Annotated in this window: 16 protein-coding genes, 1 other RNA gene and 1 pseudogene; 16 read left to right on the forward strand and 2 right to left on the reverse strand. The window is 63.4% G+C overall.

What is annotated here, in order from left to right:
* Window positions 1-25: 25 nt before the first annotated feature.
* The gene (locus tag B5V02_RS08435) at window positions 26-3,673 is read right to left on the reverse strand and encodes a hydantoinase B/oxoprolinase family protein (protein WP_111543646.1); all 3,648 of its coding nucleotides are present in this window, start codon (window positions 3,671-3,673) and stop codon (window positions 26-28) included.
* A gap of 192 nt (window positions 3,674-3,865) precedes the next feature.
* Between B5V02_RS08435 and B5V02_RS08440 the strand changes: the two genes are divergently transcribed.
* From B5V02_RS08440 to B5V02_RS42215, 7 genes and pseudogenes are all read left to right on the forward strand, one after another.
* Window positions 3,866-4,126, forward strand: a complete 261-nt coding sequence (locus tag B5V02_RS08440; protein ID WP_111543647.1) for a hypothetical protein — start codon at window positions 3,866-3,868, stop codon at window positions 4,124-4,126.
* A gap of 140 nt (window positions 4,127-4,266) precedes the next feature.
* A complete protein-coding gene (locus B5V02_RS08445; RefSeq protein WP_111543648.1) occupies window positions 4,267-4,986 on the forward strand; it encodes a J domain-containing protein in 720 nt (239 codons plus the stop codon).
* Window positions 4,983-5,738, forward strand: a complete 756-nt coding sequence (locus B5V02_RS08450; protein WP_111543649.1) for an N-acetylmuramoyl-L-alanine amidase — start codon at window positions 4,983-4,985, stop codon at window positions 5,736-5,738. Before B5V02_RS08445 ends, B5V02_RS08450 begins: the two co-directional genes overlap by 4 nt.
* 210 nt (window positions 5,739-5,948) lie before the next feature.
* Entirely contained in the window at window positions 5,949-6,650 is a 702-nt protein-coding gene (locus B5V02_RS08455) for a lytic transglycosylase domain-containing protein (protein WP_111543650.1), read from the forward strand.
* 78 nt (window positions 6,651-6,728) lie between these two features.
* Window positions 6,729-7,126, forward strand: an RNA gene (gene rnpB, locus B5V02_RS08460) — RNase P RNA component class A.
* 174 nt (window positions 7,127-7,300) lie between these two features.
* A complete protein-coding gene (locus tag B5V02_RS08465; protein WP_167458402.1) occupies window positions 7,301-7,585 on the forward strand; it encodes a type II toxin-antitoxin system ParD family antitoxin in 285 nt (94 codons plus the stop codon).
* Window positions 7,582-7,737: pseudogene (locus B5V02_RS42215) on the forward strand (type II toxin-antitoxin system RelE/ParE family toxin); the annotation flags it as partial. The gene B5V02_RS08465 and the pseudogene B5V02_RS42215, both read left to right, overlap by 4 nt.
* A gap of 53 nt (window positions 7,738-7,790) precedes the next feature.
* On the opposite strand, the gene B5V02_RS08475 reads toward B5V02_RS42215, so the two are convergent.
* On the reverse strand, window positions 7,791-8,906 hold the full coding sequence (locus B5V02_RS08475; RefSeq protein ID WP_111543651.1) for a cystathionine gamma-lyase: 1,116 nt from the start codon (window positions 8,904-8,906) through the stop codon (window positions 7,791-7,793).
* 409 nt (window positions 8,907-9,315) lie between these two features.
* Between B5V02_RS08475 and mraZ the strand changes: the two genes are divergently transcribed.
* Genes mraZ through ftsW form a run of 9 tightly spaced genes read left to right on the forward strand, consistent with a single transcriptional unit; the run spans window position 9,316 to window position 19,513 of the window.
* A complete protein-coding gene (gene mraZ, locus B5V02_RS08480) occupies window positions 9,316-9,774 on the forward strand; it encodes a division/cell wall cluster transcriptional repressor MraZ (RefSeq protein WP_111543652.1) in 459 nt (152 codons plus the stop codon).
* Window positions 9,771-10,787, forward strand: coding sequence for a 16S rRNA (cytosine(1402)-N(4))-methyltransferase RsmH (rsmH, locus tag B5V02_RS08485; protein WP_111543653.1), 1,017 nt, complete (start codon window positions 9,771-9,773; stop codon window positions 10,785-10,787). Before mraZ ends, rsmH begins: the two co-directional genes overlap by 4 nt.
* Window positions 10,788-10,791: 4 nt before the next feature.
* Window positions 10,792-11,187 carry a cell division protein FtsL gene (gene ftsL / locus B5V02_RS08490; RefSeq protein ID WP_111543654.1) on the forward strand — a complete coding sequence of 132 codons (396 nt, stop codon included), beginning with the start codon at window positions 10,792-10,794 and terminating at the stop codon, window positions 11,185-11,187.
* A complete protein-coding gene (locus tag B5V02_RS08495; protein WP_111543655.1) occupies window positions 11,184-12,893 on the forward strand; it encodes a peptidoglycan D,D-transpeptidase FtsI family protein in 1,710 nt (569 codons plus the stop codon). The genes ftsL and B5V02_RS08495 overlap by 4 nt, the downstream gene beginning before the upstream one ends.
* A gap of 54 nt (window positions 12,894-12,947) precedes the next feature.
* Window positions 12,948-14,396 carry a UDP-N-acetylmuramoyl-L-alanyl-D-glutamate--2,6-diaminopimelate ligase gene (locus B5V02_RS08500; RefSeq protein WP_111543656.1) on the forward strand — a complete coding sequence of 483 codons (1,449 nt, stop codon included), beginning with the start codon at window positions 12,948-12,950 and terminating at the stop codon, window positions 14,394-14,396.
* Window positions 14,393-15,850: a UDP-N-acetylmuramoylalanyl-D-glutamyl-2,6-diaminopimelate--D-alanyl-D-alanine ligase gene (locus B5V02_RS08505; protein WP_111543657.1), complete on the forward strand. Its 1,458-nt coding sequence runs from the start codon at window positions 14,393-14,395 to the stop codon at window positions 15,848-15,850. Before B5V02_RS08500 ends, B5V02_RS08505 begins: the two co-directional genes overlap by 4 nt.
* Window positions 15,851-15,870: 20 nt before the next feature.
* Window positions 15,871-16,953 (forward strand): phospho-N-acetylmuramoyl-pentapeptide-transferase, encoded by a 1,083-nt coding sequence (mraY, locus tag B5V02_RS08510; protein WP_023765130.1) that lies wholly within the window; start codon window positions 15,871-15,873, stop codon window positions 16,951-16,953.
* An 8-nt stretch (window positions 16,954-16,961) separates the two neighbouring features.
* Complete coding sequence (gene murD / locus B5V02_RS08515) at window positions 16,962-18,362, forward strand: UDP-N-acetylmuramoyl-L-alanine--D-glutamate ligase (RefSeq protein ID WP_111543658.1); 1,401 nt, start codon at window positions 16,962-16,964, stop codon at window positions 18,360-18,362.
* Entirely contained in the window at window positions 18,362-19,513 is a 1,152-nt protein-coding gene (gene ftsW, locus B5V02_RS08520; protein ID WP_111543659.1) for a putative lipid II flippase FtsW, read from the forward strand. Before murD ends, ftsW begins: the two co-directional genes overlap by 1 nt.
* The last annotated feature ends 1 nt before the right edge of the window (window position 19,514 follow it).

Genomic DNA, 19,514 nt, shown 5'->3' on the forward strand with positions numbered 1-19,514 from the left:
CCGGTGACAGCCTGTTGACGTAAGTTCAGGCCTTGCCAAATCCGCCCGGCGTCGGCGTCGTCAGGATAACGGCGTCGCCCGCTTGAAGCACGGTCTGGTCGCACGCTTTCAGCATTTCGATCGTGCCGTCCTTGCGGCGGACCTTGGTCGAGCCGACCTCGCCGTCGCCGCCACCGTCCAATCCTTGCGGCGGGCGGTTGCGATGCGAGGACAGGATCGCGCATTCCATCTTTTCGAGGAAGCGGATGGTGCGCTTGGTGCCGTCGCCGGCGCTCCATCTGCCCTTGCCGCCGGAATTTTGCCGAATGTGGAAGTCCTCGAGCAGCACGGGAAAACGCAGTTCCAGCACTTCCGGGTCGGTGAGGCGCGAATTGGTCATGTGGGTGTGGACGCCGGAGGTGCCGGCAAAGCCGCGGCCGGAGTTCATTTGGCCTGCGGGTGAGCCGGAACAGATCGTCTCGTAATACTGGTATGTCTTGTTGCCGAAGGTCAGGTTGTTCATGGTGCCTTGCGCATTGGCCATGGCGCCCATTGCGCCGAACAGCGCGTTGGTGACGTGCTGCGAGGTCTCGACATTGCCGGCGACGACGGCGGCGGGGTAAGCGGGCTTGAGCATGCAGCCATCGGGAATGATGATGTTGATTGGCCGCAGACACCCGGCATTCATCGGGATCATGTCCTCGACCATCACACGGAAGGCATAAAGGACTGCCGCGCGGGCGACCGGCTCTGGCGCATTGAAATTGTTCTTCATGACCGGCGACGTGCCGGTGAAGTCGACCGTCGCCTCGCGCTTTTGCCGATCGACTGTGATCTTCACCTTAATGAGCTGCCCGGTGTCGGTCGGATATTCGTACTCAGAACTATCCGGCAGCCGCTCCAGCACGCGGCGTACGCTCTCGGCGGCATTGTCCTGGACATGGCCCATGTAGGCTTCGACGACATCGAGGCCGAAATGCGCGACCATCTTGCGGAGCTCTGCCACGCCCTTTTCGTTGGCGGCGATCTGCGCCTTGAGGTCAGCGATGTTCTGGTGCGGATTGCGCGCCGGGTAGAGGTGGTCGGTGAGCAGCGTATGCAGTTCCTTCTCGCGGAACTTCCCACGATCGACGATGCGGAAATTGTCGAACAGCACGCCTTCCTCGTCGACCGTGGTGGCAAGCGGTGTCATCGAGCCAGGCGCCGTGCCACCAATATCGGCGTGGTGGCCGCGCGAGGCAGCCCAAAAGAGGATTTTCTGCTTGATATCGTCGAAAACAGGCGTCACCACGGTGATATCGGGCAGATGCGTGCCGCCATTGTAGGGGGCGTTGAGGGCAAAGACGTCGCCGGGGTGGATGTCGCCGGAATTCAGCCGGATGATGGTTTCGACCGAACGATCCATGGAGCCCAGATGCACCGGCATATGCGGCGCATTGGCGACCAGGGCGCCGCTGTGGTCGAACACCGCGCAGGAGAAATCGAGCCGCTCCTTGATGTTGACGGAATAGGCGGTGTTCTGCAGCGTCACGCCCATCTGCTCGGCGATCGACATGAACAAATTGTTGAAGACCTCCAGCATTACCGGATCGGCCTCGGTGCCGAGCGCTGCCTGCCGCTGCTTCTCCTCGATGCGGCGCAACAGCACATGGTTCTTGGCGGTGATCTCGGCCTGCCAGCCCGACTCGACGACGATGGTCTGGTTCGGCTCGATGATCAGCGCAGGGCCGGCAATTCTGTGCCCGGGCTTCAGTCCTTCGCGGCGGAGGATGCCGGCGTCGCGCCAGATGCCGTCGGAAAAGATTTTTCGGACCTCCGAAGGATTTGCGGCGATGTCTTCGAGTGCTGAATCGCTTTCGTCGCGCCCCGTGCCGCCGATGTCTGTGCCCTCGACGCCGACGGTCTCGACGATCATCGGCTTGTTGTCGTAAACGAAACCGAACTGCGCCTTGTGGGCAATTTCGAAATCGCGCTTGGCCTGGAAAATCGAGTCTTCCTCGAAATTCACCGGCAGTGTCGTGTCGGTGCCGTCATAGCGAATGTGCAGCACAGGCTTCGCGGCAACCATATCCTCGGAGATGCCTTGCACTGCGAGTTCGGCGATGACGGCTTTTCTCAAGGTGACAATGAGGTTGCCGATCTCGGTTCTGGACTCTTCCGCCAGCGGCTTCAGCAGCGCCTGCTGGCGCGAGGCGAAAACTGAGGACAGGCCAATGCCATAGGCCGACAGCAGGCCGGAGAAGGGATGGATCAGCACCGCTTCCATGCCGAGTGCGTCGGCAACCAGGCAAGCATGCTGGCCGCCGGCGCCGCCGAAGCAATTGAGCAGATATTCGGTAACGTCGTAGCCGCGCTGGACGGAAATCTTCTTGATGGCGTTGGCCATGTTTTCCACGGCGATGGTGACGAACCCTTCGGCGACAGCCTCCGGCGTGCGGCCATCGCCGATTTCGGCGGCCAGTGCGGTGAATTTTGCGCGCACCGTCTCGACGTCGAGCGGCTGGTCCTGGGCGGGTCCGAAAATGGCCGGGAAGAAATCGGGCTGCAGCTTGCCCAGCATGACATTGGCGTCAGTGACGGCCAGCGGCCCGCCGCGGCGGTAAGCGGCCGGGCCAGGATTGGCTCCGGCCGAGTCAGGTCCGGCACGGAAGCGGCCGGCCTCGTAATGCAGGATCGAGCCGCCGCCGGCGGCGACGGTGTGGATGCGCATCATCGGCGCGCGGATACGCACGCCGGCGACCTCGGTGTCGAAGGCACGCTCATACTCGCCGTCATAGTGGGCGACGTCGGTGGAGGTGCCGCCCATGTCGAAGCCGATGACCTTGTCGAAGCCGGCGAGCTTTGCCGTCTCGACCATGCCGACAACGCCGCCGGCCGGCCCGGATAGCAGTGCGTCCTTGCCCTGGAACATATCGGCGGCGGTAAGGCCGCCAGAGGACATCATGAACATGAGATGAGGGGACTGGCCGATCTCCCCCCTTGTGGGGCGGATTGGCGCGGTGCCCATTTCCCCCGCCACGCGTTGCACATATCTCGACAGGATCGGCGACAGATAAGCGTCGACCACGGCGGTGTCGCCGCGGCCGACCAGCTTGATCAGCGGCGAGACCTCGTGGCTGACGGAAACCTGGCTGAAACCGAGTTTCCGGCAGACTTTTGCCACCGCCTTCTCGTGATCGGGATATTTCCAGGCGTGCATGAAGACGATTGCGACGGCATCGATGCCATCCGCTTTCGCCTGCTCGATCGCCGGCCGGCAAGCGGCGATGTCGAGCAACTGCTCGACGCGGCCATCGGCGCGCACGCGCTCGTCGATCTCGATGACGCGCTCATAGAGCTGTTCGGGAAGGATGATTTCCTTGGCGAAGATGTCCGGGCGCGCCTGGTAGGCGATCTTCAGCGCATCGCGAAAGCCCTTGGTGATGAGCAGCAGGACCCGGTCGCCCTTGCGCTCCAGCAGCGCATTGGTGGCGACCGTGGTGCCCATCTTGATATCGCCGATCAGGCCGGGCGGGATCGCGCCGCCGGAGGACAAGCCGAGAAGGTCGCGAATGCCCTGGATGGCGGCATCGGCGTAGGCTTCGGGATTTTCGGAGAGAAGCTTGCGCGGATGCAGCCCGCCTTGAGGGTCGCGGCCGATGACATCGGTGAAGGTACCGCCGCGATCGATCCAGAAATCCCATTTCGCGGTCATGGCAGCTCCCGGCACGTTTCAGTTCGATCGGTTCAACGCATCCTGTTAGTTCGCCGTTGTCTGGCCGGCAATCGCAAACGGGCCAGACGATGTTACATGAGGAAACGCAACGTTACGAAACTCATGGCTGTCTGATGCATTTCCTCTTCGACCGTTCACCGTAACGTGAACGTGTATTGAAGGAGAGATCTTATGAAAAAGCTCATTCTTGCATCCGTTTCCGCCTTGGCCTTGCTTGGCGTTGCAGCCTGCAGCGATAGCGGCAAGGACAACACCACCACCCAGAGCACCAATCCACCGGCTGCCGAAGAGCCGATGAAGCCGGCGACGCCGGAAGCCACGCCGCCGGCCGCAACACCTCCGGCAACCGATAACTCGACCACGAAGAGCATCACACCCGAGAAGCCTGTCGAGCCGGCTCCGGCAACACCAGCTCCTGCGCCCGCGCAGTAGCAAAGCAGTACTCGTGTGATGAATGAGGAAGGCCGGCTATGCGCCGGCCTTTCTCATATTGTCTCGCACCGTAGGTTGCGCCGGGGCTGCGGCACTGTCCCGGCTTGATAGCGGGGGACTGTGGCACTAAGAAGCAGGCCATGTCGATTTGGGATCGCCTTGGCGAGTTCATCACACGCGTTTCATCCTCGGCCTCGTCGGGTGTCGCCGACGTCGTCGAGGCCGTGCGCACGGTTTTCTCCGGCGACGCTGATCTGCGCCGGCGGGTCGCTTTCTCGGTCGCGATGATCGCGCTGTCGGCCAAGATGGCCAAGGCCGATGGCATCGTGACCCAGGATGAGGTGCGTGCCTTCCAGGAGATATTCGAGGTGCCGCCGAAAGAGACGCGCAATGTGGCGCGGCTGTTCGATCTCGCCCAGCGCGACGTGGCCGGTTTCGAAACCTATGCCGAGCGGATGGCGCAACTGTGCGGCTCGGGGCATTCCAACTGCGTGATGCTGGAAGACATACTCGACGGTCTGTTCCACATCGCCAAGGCCGATGGCCTGGTGCATGAGCGCGAAGGCCACTTCCTGCACCGTATCGCCGAGATTTTCCGTATCGACGAGGCACATTACGAAAGCATCATGGCTCGGCACATCAATCTCGGTGCCGGCGATCCCTATGTCGTGCTCGGCATCGAACGCGGCAAGTCGTTCGAAGAGGTCAGGAAGCGTTATCGCAAGCTGGTCTCTGACAATCATCCGGACCGGCTGATCGCGCGCGGCCTGCCGCAGGAATTCATCAAGATCGCAACGACCAGGGTGGCGGCGATCAATGCCGCCTATGAGATGATCGAGCGGGGCCTGCGGCACGCATGAGCGGCTTCCTGCCCGACGAGCCCAGCGCCGAGGTCAGGGTATCGCCGAATTTCGGTCCGCGGCGCGACACGCTCAGGCCCGACATGATCGTGCTGCATTACACCGGGATGTCGACAGGCGCCGGGGCCGAGGCGTGGCTGTGCGATCCGGCCAGCGAGGTCTCGTCGCACTATCTCGTGCATGAGAATGGCCACATCGTGCAGATGGTCAGGGAAAGCGATCGCGCCTGGCACGCCGGCAAGAGTTCGTGGTTCGGACGCGCCGATATCAATTCCTGTTCGATCGGCATCGAGATCGTCAATCCGGGACATTCGCTGGGGTATCCCGGTTTTCCCAGGCGGCAGATCGATGCGGTGATCGGCCTGTGCTCCGGGATCGCAGGTCGGCATTCGATTGCCGCCGAGCGGGTGCTGGCGCATTCCGACGTGGCGCCGGGACGCAAGATCGACCCGGGCGAGAAGTTTCCATGGCGGACGCTGTTTGCGGCCGGTGTCGGCCATCTCGTGGCGGCCGCACCGGTCAGGCGAGGGGCCGCGCTCAAGGCCGGCGACACCGGCGCCGATGTCGAGGCGTTGCAGTCGATGCTGGCGCTCTATGGCTATGGCGTCGAGATATCAGGCATTTTCGACCGCCAGACGGAGATCGTCGTCGAAGCGTTTCAGCGGCATTTCCGGCAGCGCAAGGTGGATGGCGTTGCCGATGGCTCGACACTGCGGACGCTGCATGGGCTGCTTGCTTCCGTAAGGTCTTGACCCAGAGGGAAGCCTCTCCCAAGAAATCCTTTCCAATCCTTAAATTACAAGCTGTCACTCAAAGTGACTTGCCTGGCCTTGTTTGGCACCAATTCGAGCTTCAAACGGCTGACGTGCAAGTTGTCGGACCCCCAGCCCCCCGGATGTTCCGATATTGATTAAGCGTTGCTGCGTGAACACCTTCGCGCAGTTCAAACAGAACAGGATCACATGCAGAAATTGACCGTTTTAACGGCAGCTCTTGCTGCCGGCGTAATGACTTTTGCCTTCAGTGCCGCGAATGCCGCGCCACTCAGCCCGCGGGCGGATCAAGGGGTCATCACGGTATCCGCCAAAAGCGGCAAGGCAGGCCACGACGCCAAGGCGACGAAGCGGGCTCCCGCGAAAATGGAAAAGGCAAGTTTGACCAAGGCGAAGAAGTCCACCGCCAAAAGGCAGACGAAGCGCGGCCGCAAGACCGTCGACAAGATGACAACGGCATCGATCGGCCCAAGGGGCGTTGCGCTGCCGGCGGCTGCGGCGGCTGCGGTGGCCGGTGGCGGTCAGTATTCGGCGATCGTCGCGCGCTATGCCGCGAGCTATGGTGTACCGGTTTCGCTCGCTCACGCCGTCATCCGGGTCGAGAGCAACTACCGGCCGAACATGGTCGGCGGCGCCGGCGAAATCGGCCTGATGCAAATCAAGCCGGCGACGGCGCGGATGATGGGCTACAACGGTTCGGCCAAGGGACTCTTCGATCCCGACACCAACATCAAATACGGCATGAAGTACCTCGCCATGGCGCAGGATCTCGGCGGCGGCACCACCTGCGGCACGATCCTGAAATACAATGCAGGCCACGCTGCAACGCGAATGAACCCGGTGTCGGCCGCCTATTGCAGCAAGGTCAAGGTGCAGATGGCGGCGCTGTAGCCGACTGTCTGTGGAGCCGGCCGGAGCGGCCGGCTTTTTCGTTTGCGTTTTCGAGCGTGAACCCCTTTATACGCCTTGCCAGCTGGCCGGGCGGCCGCACCCGCAACAGCCGAAAGGCCGCGGGTGAGGAAAGTCCGGGCTCCATGGAAACACGGTGCCGGTTAATGGCCGGCGGGGGCGACCCCAGGGAAAGTGCCACAGAAAGCAAACCGCCATGGTCTACCGTGGCAAGGGTGAAAGGGTGGGGTAAGAGCCCACCGCGCGACTGGCAACAGGAGCGGCACGGTAAACCCCACCGGGAGCAAGACCGAATAGGGGCGGTGCGAGGGGAAACCCTCGAGGGCTGTTTCCGGCTCACCGTCCGGGTAGGTTGCGTGAGGCGCATGGCAACATGCGCCCAAGATGAATGGCCGCCACGTTCTCGCCTCCAAGGGGCGAGGGCCATACAGAACCCGGCTTACAGGCCAGCTGGCAACTCTCTCCACGACATCGAAAAGAAGTCTTTTGAGATCAGCAGGTTGCGCCCTCGGGCGCACCTGATGATTCAAGCCATTCAGCCATTTACCGCCGCAGCGGGAGACGACCGATTGCTTGAAATTGGTGCGATTAAATCGTACCATGGGATAGCGAGTGGCATCAGGAGCCCTAACATGGGACAGGTCGACAAACGCAGCATCACGCTGTCGCCGGAACTGGCACAGGCGGTGGACGATGTGGTCGCCGCCGGCGAATACGCTTCGGCGAGCGAGGTGATCCGCGATGCGCTCAGGCAATGGAAGGACCGGCGCGAGCTCCACGGTTACACGGTCGAGGAGTTGCGCAAGCTGGTGCAGGAGGGGATCGACAGCGGGCCGGCATTGGATGGGCCGCCACTCATGGAACGATTGCGCGCCAAATATCTGAAACTGGCAGAGACCAAGAGCTTTCAGGAGTGAAATACCGCCTGCTTCCCCAAGCAGTGGTCGACCTCGAAAATATCGGTGACTACATTGCCGGCCACGATCCACGGGCAGCTTTCCGCCTCGTGGGTGCGTTGGAAAGACGGTGGGATTTGCTGACTTTGCATCCCTTCTCAGGCGCGCCGCGCGACGATATTGCGCCAAGATCGAAGCCGACGACCTCGGTTCATGATCGATCCGGTCAGCCGCTGATCTTGTCCAGCGACGCCTCGATCGCCTTCCAGAGCTCTTCCACCGGCTCGCAGCCGACCGAGAGGCGAACGAAACCGACGGGAACCGCGTCGCCTCTCTTTGAACGGCGTTCAGCGGAGCTGTGGACGCCGCCAAAGGATGTTGCGGCCTGCATCAGTTTGCAGTTGTTGATGAAATCCTCGGCCTTGTCTTCAGAGGCGAGTTCGAAAGAGATGAGAAAGCCGAAGCGCTCCATCTGGGCGCGGGCAAGGTTGTGCGACGGGTCGCTTTCCAGCCCGGGAAAACGCAGGCCGCTGATTGCCCGGTGGCTTTTCAGCCGCCGCGCGATCACTTCCGCCGAAGAGCACATACGGTCGAAGCGCACATCCAGCGTTTCGAGGCCGCGATGCACCAGCCATGCCTCGAACGGCCCGGGAATGCTGCCGGAGATTTCGCGCCAGCCAGTCACGGCGGTGATGATATCGGCATTGCGGCTGGCGACATGGCCGAACAGCACGTCGGAATGGCCATTGGGCGCCTTGGTGTCAGCTGCAACGACGATATCGGCGCCATGGTCGAGCGGTCGCTGGCCGAAGGGCGTCATCGTCGTGTTGTCGACGGCAAGGAGCGCACCGGCCATGTGAGCGGCCTTTGCAACGGCCGCGATATCGCAGATATCCAGTCCCGGATTGGCGGGGCTTTCGACAAAGGCAAGGCGGTAACCTTCGAAGCCGCCGTCGAGGAAGGTCGATGTCGGCCTCACATCATAGGTGACGCCAAATGGCTTCAAGAAGCGATCGGCCAGGGCTCTTGTCGTGTGATAGCCATCCGAAGGCAGCAGGATACGGTCGCCGGTCTTGAGCAGGGCGAAAAACAGCGAACAGATTGCAGCCATCCCGGACGGAAAGGCGACGCAGGGTGCACCTTCCAGATGCGCCAGCATATGCTCGACCGCATCCCAGGTCGGGTTGCTGAAGCGGCCATACTCATCGAAACCGCTGGCGTCGCCGGGCGTGTGATAGATCGCGGCCATGGTCAGCGGCAGGGGAATCGGGTCGCCCTTGGCGAGCCCACTGTCGCGCAGATGGGGAAGTGCCGCAGCGCGTGCGTTCGCTGTTTCAGACATCGATTCTCAGACCCTCTTGGTGACCGACCGGATACGGCGGGACGCTATGCCGGGCAATGGCTGGCGGCAAGGCGCGTCCGGTTGGGCCAGGCGGCTCTAAACGCTTCGTTAGGCTTAATGGACCATAAAGAGGAGACGTGCCGTCAAGGCTGCTCTCATTGGTCGCGGCGCGCATGTTTGTGAAGCCATTCCCGTTGACGCCCATAGTGCCCCATGATATCCCATTTCGATACTCAAGCCTTCGTTCCGCGTCAGGGTAAAGCGTACGCCAATCGGGCAGCCGCGGCGGCTGCGCGTTTGCCGGTCTTTGCCCGTATGGACGAGGTGGGTTCGGGTCAGGGGACGCGCCGCGGCGGCGCGTGCGACAAGATGGAGAGGGGTGCGGCGGCGCAAGCGGCTGTGACGTTTAATGGACCGGTTTCTATCAAACACGGTGAGCAGGATCGATGCCAAGGGGCGGGTTTCCGTTCCGGCGCATTTTCGTGCCGTCGTGCAGAAGCGCGGCTATTCGGAACTCTATGCGCTGCGTTGCCTCGACCAGCCGGCGATGGATGTCGGCGGGCTCGACCTGCTCGACCGCTACGAGCAGCGCATCGCGCTCGAAGATCCCTTCCTGCAGACGGCGGACGACATGTCATTCTTCTGCCATGGCGATGGTGCCTTCCTGAAGCTCGATCAGGACGGCCGCATCACGATGAGCGATTTCATTCGCGAGCACACCGGCATTTCGGCGGAGGTGGCCTTTGTCGGGCGTGGCAATTTCTTTCAGATTTGGGAGCCAGGACGGCTAGCCGCCTATGGGGCGCAGGCGCGGGCCCGGCTTTTGCAGCTTCGGCAGGGGACGAAGCCTGGGGAGCGACCGGAATGACGGTGGGCCACGGCGATGACCTTCACGCCGTTGGCGGATCGGCCCGCCACATTCCGGTCCTCCTTGGCGAAGTGCTCGAAGCACTGGCGCCGGCGAAGGGCGACATCATCATCGACGGCACGTTCGGCGCCGGCGGTTACACCAAGGCCATTCTGGCGACGGGCGCTTCCGTGGTGGCGATCGATCGCGATCCGGATGCCATCGCGGCCGGGCGCGATCTCGAGGCGCAATCAGGCGGCCGATTGAGGCTGGTGCAGGCGCCGTTCTCGACGCTGGACGAACATGTCGAGAGCGCCGACGGCGTCGTGCTCGACATTGGCGTATCCTCGATGCAGCTCGATCAGGCCGAGCGCGGGTTTTCATTCCGCGCCGACGGGCCGCTCGACATGCGCATGGCGCAAGCGGGCCTCAGCGCCGCCGATGTCGTCAATTCCTTCAAGCCGGGCGATCTAGCCCGCATCTTCGGCTTCCTCGGCGAGGAGCGTCATGCCGGACGCATCGCCCGCATGATCGAGGCTCGCCGTGAAAAGCGGCCGTTCGAGCGCACGCTGGAACTCGCCGACGCCATCGAGACCCACGTCGGCCGCGCGCCGAAGGACAAGATCCATCCGGCCACGCGCGTCTTCCAGGCATTGCGCATCTTCGTCAATGACGAGCTTGGCGAATTGGCCAAGGCCTTGTTGGCCGCCGAACGCGCGCTGAAGCCGGGCGGACGGCTCGCCGTGGTGACGTTCCATTCGCTGGAAGACCGCATCGTCAAGCGCTTCATCGCCGATCGCGCCGACGCCGTGACCGGCTCGCGCCATATGCCCGAGGCACAGGCGCGTACCGCGACCTTCCGCAAGGCGGGTGGCGGCGTGACTGCCGGCGACGCCGAGGTCGCGGCCAATCCGCGTGCCCGTTCGGCCAGGCTGCGCGCTGCCATTCGCACCGACGCGCCGGCGCGCAGCAGCGATTTTTCGATTTTCGGCCTTCCAAAGCTTCCCGGCATCGACCGGCCGGGGGAGAGGTAAGCACGTGTTTCGTACCAGCGACATCGTCCTGATCGCCGTCATGGTTTCGGCGGCGGCCCTTACCTACAAGACCAAGCGCGAGGCCGAGGAACAATTGGCGGCGGTGCAGAAGATCCATGCACAGATCCGCTATGAGGAGGACACGATCGACCTGCTCAAGGCCGACTGGAGCCTGCTCACCCAGCCGTCGCGGCTGCAGAAGCTGGCCGACCTCTACAAGTCGCAGCTCGAACTCCAGCCGGTCAGCGCCCGCCAGATCGTCGGCATCGGCGATCTGCCGGCCAAAGCCCTGGACATTCAGGACATCCTGAAAGGACGCCAGGACGGCATGGCCGACAATTCCGACAAGGCGCCTCCGGGCGACAAGGATCCCGTCGTGACCGGAGGCATCGCCCAATGATCGGCAAACTGCTGAAGCGCAGCACCAGGACCGGCGAAGGCGGGACGATCGTGGTCGAGGGCGCCCGCAAAGCGACCGGCGGCAAGGGCCGGACGCGCATCGTCATGACGATGGCGGTGTTCTTCGGCATCTTCGCGACCATTTCCGGGCGGCTGGTCTATCTCGGCTTCCAGACCCCCGACATGTCGGGCGGCCCGCAGAGCCGGGTGACGGCATCGCGGCCCGACATTGTCGACCGCAATGGCGAAGTGCTGGCGACGGACATCAAGACGGCCTCGCTGTTCGCCGAGCCGCGCCGCATCGTCGACGCCGACGAAGCGATCGAGAAGCTGTCGACGGTGCTTCCCGAGATCGACTATGAGCAGACCTACCACAAGCTCAAGAGCGGCGCCGGCTTCGTCTGGCTGCAGCGGCAGCTGACGCCCAAGCAGCAGTCCGACATCATGCAGCTCGGCATTCCCGGCTTCGGCTTCCGCACCGAGAAGCGCCGCTTCTATCCGAGCGGCGAAACCTCGTCCTACATTGTCGGGCTCACCAACATCGACAACCAGGGCATCTCCGGCATGGAGAAATATGTCGACGAGCAGGGCTTGAGCGACCTGCAGGCATCAGGCCTGGCGGTGGCCAAGGATCTGAAGCCGGTGAAGCTTTCGATCGATCTGCGCGTCCAGCACGTGGTGCGCGACGAGATCGCCGCCGGCCTGGAGCGCTATCGCGCCATGGGCGCTGGCGCCGTTGTGCTCAACGTCAAGACCGGCGAAGTGGTGGCGATGGCCTCGGTGCCGGACTTCGATCCGAACAATCCTTATAATGCACAGGACAAGGACCGGTTGAACCGCATGTCGGCCGGTCTCTATGAGATGGGCTCGACCTTCAAGAGCTTCACCTCAGCCATGGCGCTCGATTCCGGCAAGGCGACGATGGCGAGCCGCTTCGACGCTTCGCATCCAATCCGGGTCGGCCATCAAGCCATTCACGATTTCCACGGCAAGAACCGTGTGCTGTCGTTACCGGAGGTGTTCCTCTATTCGTCCAACATCGGGTCGGCCAGGGAGGCCGAGATGGTCGGCATCGAGGGGCACCGCGCATTCCTGCATCGCCTTGGAATTTTGGACAAGATGCAGACCGAACTGCCGGAAGTCGCCCGCCCGACTGAACCGAAGGTCTGGAAACAGGTCAATTCGTTCACCATCGCCTTCGGCCATGGCGTGTCGACGACGCCTCTACAAGCAGCTGTCGGCTGCGCGGCGCTGATGAATGGCGGCTTCCTGATGAACCCTACCTTCCTGATCCGCACACAGGCAGAAGCGATGGCGGTGGCCAAGAAAGTGGTCGGCGACAAGACGGTCGATGGCATGCGCTACCTCTATACGCTTAACGCAGAGAAGGGTTCGGCCAGAAACGCCAGAGTCCCCGGCTACCGCGTTGGCGGCAAGACCGGGACAGCCGAGAAGGTCATCAATGGCCGCTACTCGAAGGAATTGAATTTCAATACCTTCGTCGCCGCCTTCCCGATGGACGATCCGCAATACCTCGTGTTTACGATTGCCGACGCCCCGCACCCGGAAAAGCCTGGCATGACAGACGTCGCGGCCTCGAATGCGGGGGTTATGGCCGGTAATATCATCAGGCGTTCCGCGGCCATGCTTGGCGTGAAGCCAGATTTCAGCCATGAAAATGGTGCAACGCTGGTTTCCTATCAGTGATTCTTGGGGCGCGCCGGCAACTGCGCGCTATTTTGTTGCAGTGAACGGGACTCGATGAAGCTCAGAGATCTAGCCGGTATCCTGCCAGTCGAAGGAACAGCTTCCGCCGATCTGGAGGTTACCGGGATTTCGTCGGATTCTCGCCAGGTAAGATCGGGCGTCGTCTTCTTCGCGCTCGCCGGTACCAAGGCGGATGGCGTGACCTATGCTGCCGACGCTGCCCGGCGTGGTGCCGCCGCAATCGTCGCGGGCAGCGCCATCGCCGGGCTGTCGGTTCCGGTATTGGCGGTCGATGATCCGCGTCTGGCGCTGGCGCTGAGTGCGGCCCGCTATTTCGGCAGGCAACCTGAGACCATGGTCGCGGTGACCGGCACCAGCGGCAAGACATCGGTCGCCGCCTTCACCAGGCAGATCTGGGAGCAGACCGGCTATGCCGCCGCTTCGATCGGCACCACCGGTGTGGTGGCGCCGGGCCGCAACGACTATGGCTCGCTGACGACGCCCGATCCGGTCGCCTTGCACCAGTTGCTCAAGGAATTGGCGGATGCCGGCGTCACCCACGCCTCGATGGAAGCCTCCAGCCATGGGCTCGACCAGCGCCGCCTCGACGGCGTGAGGCTGGCAGCCGGCGGCTTCACCAATCTCGGCCGCGACCATATGGACTATCATCCGACCATCGAGGACTACCACCGCGCCAAATTACGCCTGTTCGACACGCTGCTGCCGAAAGGCGCGCCGGCCGTGATCTTCGCCGACGATCCGTGGTCGGCGCCGACGATCCAGGCGGCGCAGGCTGCCGGGCTCGAGGTGCTGACGGTTGGCCGCCATGGCGATTTCCTCAGGCTGAAGCGGGTTGAGCACGAGCGCCATCGCCAGCGCGCCGAGGTCGAGGCTGGCGGCGTGCTCTACGAGGTCGACCTGCCGCTGGCCGGCGATTTCCAGATTTCGAACGCGCTGGTTTCGGCGGGGCTTGCCATTTCCACGGGAACACCTGTCGCCAAAGCCTTGATGGCGTTGGAGAAACTGAAGGGCGCACCGGGCCGGCTCGACCTTGTCGGCACCACGACCAACGGTGCGCCGGTCTATGTCGACTATGCCCATAAGCCCGATGCGCTGGAAAACGTGCTGGCCTCGGTGCGCCCGTTCACCACCGGCCGCGTCATTGTCGTGTTCGGCTGCGGCGGCGACCGTGACCGCGGCAAGCGGCCGATCATGGGCGAGATCGCGACCCGGCTTGCCGATGTCGTCATCGTCACCGACGACAATCCGCGCTCGGAAGTGCCGGAAACGATCCGCGCCGCCATCCTTGCCGCCGCGCCAGGCGCCATCGAGATCGGCGACCGTCGCCAGGCGATCCACGAGGCGGTCGCAATGCTGCATGCCGGCGACACGCTGATCGTGGCCGGCAAGGGCCACGAGGAAGGCCAGACGATCGGCACCGAAACCCTGCATTTCTCCGATCATGAGGAAGTTCGCGCCGCACTGCGGGAGCGTGCCGCATGAGCTTGCTGTGGACCTCCGAGGCGCTGGTTACCGCCATGGACGGGCGGCCGCTCGGGCCGATGCCGGAAGGCATATCCGGTATTTCGATCGACAGCCGCAGCCTGCAGCCGGGCGACGCCTTCTTCGCCATCAAGGGCGAGGCGATGGACGGCCATGACTTCGCCACCGCCGCCATCAAGGCCGGCGCCGGCGTGCTGGTGGTGGCGGAAGGCAAGCTGCCGTCGCTCGGCCGGCTGACGGCGCCGATCATCGTCGTCGAAGACGTGCTGGCCGCACTTGAAAAGCTCGGTGTCGCGGCGCGCGCCCGCTCTGGGGCCAAGATCATCGCAGTGACCGGTTCGGCCGGCAAGACCACCACCAAGGAAGCGCTGCGCCACGTGCTGTCGGCGGTCGGCAAGGTGCATGCCTCGGCGCAGTCCTTCAACAATCACTGGGGCGTGCCGCTGACGCTGGCGCGCATGCCGGTCGATTGCGATTACGCCGTGTTCGAAATCGGCATGAATCACCCAGACGAGATTCGGCCGCTGGTCAAAATGGTGAGGCCGCATGTCGCCATCGTCACCATGATCGCGGCGGCGCATCTCGGCTTCTTTCGCAATCTCGACGAGATCGCCAGAGCCAAGGCCGAGATTTTCGAAGGCTTGGAACCTGACGGCGCGGCCATCCTCAACCGCGACGACGCGCGCTGGAAGCTTCTGGACAAGATGGCGCATGCCGCTGGGGTCGAGCACGTATACGGCTTCGGCGAGAATGCGCGCTCGACCTTTAAGCTGGTCAAATGCGAACTTCACGCCGACCATTCCGACATCACCGCCAGGATCGGCGGCCATGAGGTGACTGCCCGGATCGGCGCGCCCGGGCGCCACATGGTGCAGAACGTGCTGGCGGTGCTGGGCGCGGCGCATCTGGTCGGCGCCGATCTCGACAGAGTGGCGCTGGCGCTGGCAGATCTTTCGGCTGAGCGCGGGCGCGGCAAGCGCCATGTGCTGCGCCACCCCGGTGGCTCGACTTCGAGCCACCCCGGCGGGCCGATCACGCTGATCGACGAGAGCTACAACGCCAATCCTGCGTCGATGGGTGCAGCGATGGCGCTGCTCAACGCGACGCCGGTGACAGGCGAGGGCCGCCGCATCGCCGTGCTCGGCGACATGCTGGAACTCGGCGACCATTCGGCCAAGCTTCACGCCGCCCTTGCCGACCTCATCGTCGGCACCGGGACGCAGACCGTCTTTCTGGGCGGCCCGGAAATGCGGGCATTGGCCGAGAGGCTGCCAGCCGAGATCAAGACGGAATACCGCGCCGGTGTCGAGGAGCTTAAGCCGGTGCTGCTTGCCGCGCTGAAGCCAGGCGACGTGGTGATGATCAAATCGTCGAAGGGCATCGGTTTTGCAAAACTGGTCGATGCGCTGCTGGGCAAGTTCCCGGCTGAAACGACAACCAGCAAACAGACCTAGGTCGGGGGACGATAAGCGCAATGTTCACACTGCTCGTCGATTTTGCGGACAAGATCTCGGTCTTCAATGTCTTCCGCTACATCACCTTCCGCACCGGCGGGGCGCTGATCACCTCGGCGCTGATCGTCTTCATCTTCGGACCGACCATCATCAACTCGCTGCGGCTGCGGCAAGGCAAGGGCCAGCCGATCCGCGCCGACGGGCCGCAGACGCATTTCAAGAAGGCCGGCACGCCGACTATGGGCGGGCTGATGATCCTGTCCGGCATCATCGGTTCGTCGCTGCTGTGGGCGAACCTGTCGAGCATCTATGTCTGGGTGGTGCTGCTGGTGACGCTCGGCTTCGGCTCGATCGGCTTTTACGACGACTATCTCAAGGTGACCAAGCAGTCGCATCTCGGCTTTTCCGGCAAGGCACGGCTGGCGCTTGAATTCGTCATTGCCGGCATCGCCGCCTGGGTGATCATGCACAACGGCCAGGCGCCGTTCTCGTCGTCGCTGACATTCCCCTTCGCCAAGGAATTCATCATCAATCTCGGCTGGTTCTTCATTCCGTTCTCCTGCTTCGTCATCGTCGGAGCCGGCAATGCGGTGAACCTGACCGACGGGCTTGACGGGCTGGCGATCGTGCCGATCATGATCGCGGCGGCGTCCTTCGGCGTCATCGCCTATCTCTCCGGCAACGCCGTGTTCGCCGAATATCTGCAGATCCATTTCGTGCCCGGCACCGGCGAACTGGCGGTCGTGCTTGGCGCGGTCATCGGCGCCGGCCTCGGCTTTCTCTGGTTCAACGCGCCGCCGGCCGCGATCTTCATGGGCGACACCGGCTCGCTGGCGATGGGCGGCCTGATCGGCACGGTCGCGGTCGCCACCAAGCACGAGATCGTGCTGGTCATTGTTGGCGGATTGTTTGTCGTGGAAATCCTGTCGGTCATCATTCAGGTCGGCTATTTCAAGATGACCGGCAAGCGGGTGTTCCTGATGGCGCCGATCCATCATCATTTCGAAAAGCTGGGCTGGACCGAAAGCCAGGTTGTGATCCGCTTCTGGATCATCGCCGTCATCCTGGCGCTGGTCGGCCTGTCCACCCTGAAGTTGAGATAGGAGGCCGCTTGATCCCCGCCGCATCCTTCGCAGGCAAGCGCGTTTCGCTCTTCGGGCTCGGTGGCTCGGGGATCGCGACGGCGCGCGCGCTGATCGCCGGCGGGGCGGACGTGCTGGCCTGGGACGACAATCCCGACAGCGTTGCCAAGGCGGCGGCTACCGGCATTGCAACCGGCGATTTGCGTGGTGCCGACTGGGCGAAATTCTCGGCTTTCGTGCTGTCGCCGGGCGTGCCGCTGACGCATCCCAAGCCGCATTGGACAGTGGAGCTGGCGCGTGGTTCCGGCGTCGAGATCATCGGCGACATCGAGCTTTTCTGTCGTGAGCGGATGCTCGCCGCGCCGGCAGCACCGTTCATCGCCATCACCGGCACCAACGGCAAGTCGACGACGACCGCGCTGACCGCGCATATCCTGAAAGCGGCGGGACGCGACACCCAGATGGGCGGCAATATCGGCCGCGCGGTGATGACGCTCGATCCGCCTGAGCCCAATCGGCATTATGTCGTCGAATGCTCGTCGTACCAGATCGATCTCGCGCCCTCGATCAACCCGACGGCCGGCATCCTGCTCAATTTGACGCCCGACCATCTCGATCGCCACGGCACCATGCAGCACTACGCCTCGATCAAGGAGCGGCTGGTGGCTGGCAGCGAGACGGCGATCATCGGCATCGACGATTCCTGGTGCGCGCAGATCGCCGAGCGGCTGGAGCGGGCGGGGCGGCATGTCATCCGCATTTCCAAACGGCTGCCGCTCACCGACGGCTATTTCGCCGACGGCAGCAACCTGATGGAGGCGGTGCACGGCCGCTACAGCCGCGTCGCTTTCCTCCAAGGCATCGGCTCGCTGCGCGGCCAGCACAATGCGCAAAACGCGCTGGCGGCGGTCGCTGCTTGCCTCAAGGTCGGGCTGGACCTTGGCGAAATCCAATCCGGACTGGAAAGCTTTCCCGGCCTTGCGCACCGCATGGAGCAGGTCGGCCGCAAGGACCATGTGCTGTTCGTCAACGATTCCAAAGCGACCAATGCCGATGCGGCAGCACCGGCTTTGTCGAGCTTTCCGCGCATCTACTGGATCGCCGGCGGCCTGCCCAAGGAGGGCGGCATCGAGCCGTTGCGCGGCTTCTTCCCGCGCATCGCCAAGGCCTATCTGATCGGCGAGGCGGCGCCCGCCTTTTCGGCAACCCTGGGCGAGGCCGTGCCCTACGAAATATCGGGCACACTGGCCGCTGCGGTCGAACATGCCGCGCATGACGCGGCTCAAGACGACAGCAGCGAAGTGGTGGTGCTGCTGTCGCCGGCCTGCGCCAGTTTCGACCAGTTCAAGAATTTCGAAGTCCGCGGCGAAGCCTTCAGGCAAGCTGCGAATGCTATCGAGGGTGTGAAACCCATCGGAGGGGCACGATAATGCAGAGCCGTCTCGACAAAAGTCCGGTTGCGACCTGGTGGTGGACGATCGATCGCTGGTTCTTGGCGGCGTTCCTGTCGCTGATGGGGCTCGGCATCGTGCTGTCCTTCGCCGCCAGCCCGGCGGTGGCCGAGCGCATCGGCCTCGACAGTTTCCACTTTGCCACAAGGCAGATCATCTTCACCGTGCCGGCGCTCTGCGTCATGCTGGCGGTGTCCTTCTTGGAATCCAGGCAGATCCGGCGCATGGCGCTGATCATGCTGTGCCTGATGCTGGTGCTGATGGTGGCGGTGCTCTATATCGGCGTCGAGGTGAAGGGCGCGCGGCGCTGGGTCTCGCTTGCCGGCCTGTCGATCCAGCCGTCGGAATTCCTCAAGCCCGCCTTCGTCATCATGTGCGCCTGGCTGTTCGCCGAACACAAGCGCCAGCCTGACATTCCGGGCAATCTGTTTGCCATGCTGCTGCTTGCGCTGGTCGTCTCGCTGCTGGTCGCGCAGCCGGATCTCGGCCAGACCATGCTGGTCACCGGCACCTGGGGTGTGATGTTCTTCATGGCCGGGCTGCCATGGCTGTGGATCATCGCGCTTGGTGGCGCAGGCGTCGGTGGCGTGTTCGCCGCCTATTCGGTGTTTCCCCACGTTGCCTTGCGCATCGACAAGTTCCTCACCGGCGAAGGCGACACGTTCCAGGTCGACATGGGCCGCGAGGCGCTGATCAATGGCGGCTGGTTCGGTGTCGGGCCGGGCGAGGGCACGGTCAAGCGGGTCATCCCGGACAGCCATGCCGACTTCGTCTTTTCGGTCGCCGGCGAGGAATTCGGGTTGATCATGTGCTTCTTCATCATGTCGATCTTCGCCTTCATCGTGCTGCGCGGCCTCAACACGGCACTGAAGGAGCATGACGACTTCACCCGCTACGCGGTCGGCGGGCTGGTCACGGTTTTCGGCCTGCAGGCCGTCATCAACATGTGCGTCAACCTACAGCTGGTGCCGGCCAAAGGCATGACGCTGCCTTTCATCTCCTATGGCGGCTCCTCGCAGATCGCCATCGCCATCTCGATGGGCATGGTGCTGGCGCTGACGCGCAAGCGGCCCGAAAAGCGCAAGCAGATGGGCTTTGCCCTCTCGCAGCGCGCCCTGCCGGCGGAGTGAT

The organism is Mesorhizobium kowhaii, assembly GCF_003253745.1.
GTDB lineage: Bacteria > Pseudomonadota > Alphaproteobacteria > Rhizobiales > Rhizobiaceae > Mesorhizobium > Mesorhizobium kowhaii.